The organism is Moorena sp. SIO3H5, from assembly GCF_010692395.1.
Taxonomy (GTDB): domain Bacteria; phylum Cyanobacteriota; class Cyanobacteriia; order Cyanobacteriales; family Coleofasciculaceae; genus Moorena.
In genome coordinates this window covers 1-2,438 of the sequence record NZ_JAAHHS010000667.1, presented here as the reverse complement: position 1 = coordinate 2,438, position 2,438 = coordinate 1, and the positions used below count along the sequence as shown (strand labels likewise).

General features: G+C 45.9%; 2 protein-coding genes and 1 pseudogene. All 3 read right to left on the bottom strand.

All coding sequences use genetic code 11. From position 1 onward, the window contains the following. Window positions 1-124: 124 nt before the first annotated feature. A pseudogene (locus F6K52_RS35290) lies at window positions 125-895 on the bottom strand (reverse transcriptase domain-containing protein); the annotation flags it as partial. Window positions 896-1,394: 499 nt separating this feature from the next. After that, window positions 1,395-1,898: a transposase gene (locus F6K52_RS35285; RefSeq protein WP_293089702.1), complete on the bottom strand. Its 504-nt coding sequence runs from the start codon at window positions 1,896-1,898 to the stop codon at window positions 1,395-1,397. After that, a partial coding sequence (locus F6K52_RS35280) for a transposase (RefSeq protein ID WP_293089700.1) occupies window positions 1,864-2,438 on the bottom strand: 575 nt, incomplete at its 5' end. The genes F6K52_RS35280 and F6K52_RS35285, both read right to left, overlap by 35 nt.

Here is a 2,438-nt window from a genome sequence, read left to right as displayed (position 1 = left end):
CTCTCGCTGTGCGACTCCTGAATTACTTCGGAAGCCGTGAGAGAATGGACACAGGCATTTGGACACTTACCTGGGGAGTTCTTCTGGAATCTCCCACTCTCCCGTGCGACTTTCAGGTCGCACTGACAAAGTCATCTGCGTATCTGATTAGGTTTAATGCTTTTTTGTTTGCCTGTTTACATCCAGGTAAACTTTTGGCATATTCCTTTATTTGTTCTTCCATTCCGTGGAGGGCTATGTTCGCTAAAAGTGGGGATATAATGCCACCTTGAGGAGCGCCCTCTTCTGTAGGGGAGAATGTGCCATTATCCATCACACCTGCTTTTAACCAGTTTTTGATTAATTTCCTCATGGATGGATAGGTATTAAGTTTTCTTAGAAGAGCATCGTGATTGATTTTGTCGAAACATTTGGCGATATCAGCGTCAAGAACCCATTTAGGTTTTAGGCTAATACCTTTGAATATTGCTTCGATGGCGTCATGACATGAGCGTCCTGGTCTGAACCCGTATGAGTTGGGTTCAAATTTTGCTTCCCACTCAGGTTCGAGAGCCTGTTTGGCGAGGGCTTGTAGGGCGCGGTCATGGATGGTAGGTATCCCTAGAGGTCGCTTTTCCGTTTTTCCAGGTTTGGGAATCCAAACTCTTCTGGTTGGTTGCGGCTTCTTGTGGATTTTTAGGCTGGCTACTAAGGCGAGTCTTTGCTTACTGGTTAAAGCTTTTTTCCCGTCTATTCCGGCAGTCTTCTTGCCTTTATTCTGTTGGGTTACCTTCCTGACCGCAATCATCTTAGCTCCCCAGGACTTCATCAGGGTCTTTTGTAGCTTTCTTACCACGCGGACATCACCACGCTGAGAGGCTCGATATATCCGTTTTTGCAGCTTAAACACGACCATTTCCAGCTTTCGCCAGTTGGTCTTGTTCCATTCCGACTGTGGGGCGAACCCCCGAGTTTTAGACTTTTCCACTGTTATTCATGGCTATATCTTTTTCTACAGACGTGAGTCTGTCAGCGTATCCTAGACATTACTCTAGGCATTGGCTTCTGACTCAATCTTGCCCCCATAAAACTTGCGGCTAACTACCTACTCAAGAATCGACCTTCGTGAGAGTATTCATGGAGGTTACTTCGTTCCTGATAACCATTCTTTTGAACTTTTAGGGTGATACTATCCACCGGGAACTGGGGAAATCATTGTAGGAATCCTAAATCCTACAATCCTTTATGTTCCTTGGACTTTTGTCCCGTAGCGTTTCAGCCTGATTTCGCTGCGCAATCATCACGATGGTTCATATGTATCTTCCTTGCGTACCCGTGAGTTCTTTGCCTGTTACTAATGCCACTTTTAGGCTAGTAGCACTTCACTGTTCGACCCCGCTTTACCCCCAGGTGTGTTACTTCCTGAAAGCAGGGGTAGGGCTGTCACTCAGATTTCGTGAGGGTTGGTTTTTCACCAACATGGTTATCAAGTTGTCAAGGTTCATTACCTTGCGGCTAGTCCTCCAGAACCCTTTTGGGGGTTTAGGTTTATAGCCAACGAATCGCACTAGGATATTGATTGCAGCGTTGTGGTCTCTGTCTAACTTACAGCCACATTTACAGACGTGAGTCCTGGTTGATAGTGACTTCTTGACCACTTCGCCGCATTCGGAACAGTTTTGACTCGTATAAGCAGGGTTGACCGCTACAGTTACCCTGCCAAACTTAGCACCAAAATGTTCCAACCACTTCCTAAACTGATACCAACCTGCATCATTAATAGATTTAGCCAGACAGTGATTTTTTACTAAATTCTTGACCCTTAAGTCTTCATAGGCGACCAGGTCGTTAGACCGGAGTACGCAACGTGCCGGAGACGAAACCTTAGAAGAGTGCAGCCTTACAACAAAACCTGTCACCTTTGATGCATAGCCTACCAACTATAAAGGCTGCACTCTTCTTGCGGTAACTTCTAACCAATCTCTTTGCGTGCTCTATGCGCTGCGCGCAGGCTTCGCCAACACGTTGCCTACTTATCTTAAGGTGCTGCCTGCCTAATCTATTGATGGCTTTTTTCCGGTTAGCAGAGCCTTTCTTTTTCCGGGAAACCCGGCGTTGATAAAACTTTAGTCGCTTTTCCCCAGTTCTATAAAATCGGGGATTTGGTTCGGAGTTCCCATCAGAGTCAGTGTAGAACTCTTTTAGCCCTACATCTAACCCAACGGTACTTTTGGATGGTTCTAAATCCTCTACCACATCAACTGAAACGCAGAACTGGACGTAGTAACCATCAGCTCTTTTTACAATCCGAACCCGCTTGATTTGCTTTTTATCGATTAAACTAAGTCGGTAAGTCGCCCCACCGACTCGTCTCCAAAACCGGACGTGAAAGTTTCCCTTCATCCGGCTCCTCATCATAGGAACCATTGACATTGGTACTTCTACCATGGGTTTATATC